The sequence below is a fragment of the Elusimicrobiota bacterium genome, assembly GCA_040757695.1.
In the GTDB taxonomy this organism is placed as follows: Bacteria; Elusimicrobiota; UBA8919; order UBA8919; family UBA8919; genus JBFLWK01.
In genome coordinates, this window is sequence record JBFLWK010000262.1 from 1 (window position 1) to 1,046 (window position 1,046).

Consider the following 1,046-nt stretch of genomic DNA (forward strand, 5'->3'; position numbering starts at 1 on the left):
TCGTTTATTTAACCTGTTTTGGCAAAACCGTTATCAAGTTTATTCAGTAATTGACTAAAACTTTTTATTTCTTCCCACCCTTCCACTTTAACCGCAACCTCGCCATTGAAGTAATAGTAAACGTCATTTTTTGTCTCGGTATTGTTCCCTGGTCCATAATAATTCTCAAAATATGTCTTAATCATTTTTGCCAACTTATTTTTGTTACTCGTGTAAAACACTTGATAAAATAATTGAGAATATCGTCCGCTGATAAATTCACAATTTACGATATATGGTTTTTTATATCCTTTAGCAATATAATTTTTGTTTCTCATTTTTATAACCTTTGCATATATCACTAAATTTTTTTACTTTATTTCACCTTCCGCTAAAATAACTGCCCCATCTTTGCCCGAATACATTCTTTTATTATCCGAATTGAATTCATACTTAATATCCAGTGATAGAGATTCTATTGATAATATTTTGAAATGTCTACATTTGTAAATGTGGTTATCGCCTTTTTCACCTGCAACATAGATTTCAAAAGATAACATAAAATGAGTGGCATCGTAAATTACTTTGAATTCATTTGAGGGGGAAAAATAAAAATTCCTTTGAGTTGTTTCTATATTATCAATGTTGTATGTTTTACATTCTAAATAATATGGTTTTTTGTTAAACCAAAATAAAATATCCGGGTATCCGGTGGCTTTCTTTTTCCCGCTCTTTCCAGTAGTTGGAACTCCGGCATTTAGGTCCAGTGTATTCAATGCTACTTTTACATAAGGTTCAATATCATTGCCGACTTCGTTGGGTCTTGGTCTTAAAATTCCTGTTTTGTTTACTTTTTTACCTGCGCTAATTGCTGCTTGTCTTAACAAATCTAAAACTTTTTGGTGATCTTTCGATTCATTATTAAATCTAAGAACTTTTTTACCTGTCAAAGATTCTATTACTAAATTAAATGGAATATCTTTCAAGGGTTGAAGCATTTGTTTAACTACAATTTCAAGTCGTTTTGTATAATCATTATTCATAATTATTTACTCATTTTTTAAAAA

2 protein-coding genes are annotated in these 1,046 nt (G+C 29.8%); both read right to left on the reverse strand.

The window, feature by feature from the left end:
- Positions 1–8: 8 nt before the first annotated feature.
- Positions 9–317 (reverse strand): hypothetical protein, encoded by a 309-nt coding sequence (locus AB1349_14645; GenBank protein MEW6558565.1) that lies wholly within the window; start codon positions 315–317, stop codon positions 9–11.
- Positions 318–350: 33 nt separating this feature from the next.
- The gene (locus AB1349_14650) at positions 351–1,022 is read right to left on the reverse strand and encodes a hypothetical protein (GenBank protein MEW6558566.1); all 672 of its coding nucleotides are present in this window, start codon (positions 1,020–1,022) and stop codon (positions 351–353) included.
- Between the last annotated feature and the right edge of the window lie 24 nt (positions 1,023–1,046).

What these genes read in the sequence shown, in the direction of transcription:
- AB1349_14645 (MEW6558565.1), bottom strand. Translation starts at nt 317, where the DNA reads ATGAGAAACAAAAATTATATTGCTAAAGGATATAAAAAACCATATATC.
- AB1349_14650 (MEW6558566.1), bottom strand. Translation starts at nt 1,022, where the DNA reads ATGAATAATGATTATACAAAACGACTTGAAATTGTAGTTAAACAAATG.